This is a genomic window from Bartonella sp. MR168JLCBS (assembly GCF_042194175.1).
The window spans coordinates 1,249-1,481 of record NZ_JBHIMP010000070.1 but is presented as its reverse complement, the minus strand read 5'-3'; the positions used below and the strand labels follow the sequence as shown (position 1 = coordinate 1,481).

At 35.6% G+C, this 233-nt stretch carries 1 pseudogene; it reads left to right on the top strand.

Features of this window, described 5'->3' with window-relative positions:
* Positions 1–74: 74 nt before the first annotated feature.
* Positions 75–233: pseudogene (locus tag ACFIK8_RS09135) on the top strand (phosphatidylserine decarboxylase family protein); the annotation flags it as partial.

The window sequence follows — 233 nt, the reverse complement described above, 5'->3', positions numbered from 1 at the left end:
TAGAGAAGAAAGGGGAGAGCAGAACAAAAAGATTTAGTACGTCGTTTAGATCATATCTATAAATAGGAAATTATATGAGTATTCTACAATCTGTCCATAATAGCTTTACGCCGATCCATAAAGAGGGCTATCCTTTTATTATAGCGTTTTTTGTTCTTTCGCTCATTTTTGGTTGGGTATGGAGTCCGTTGTTTTGGTGTGGTCTTGTTCTTACGGTTTGGTGTATATATTTC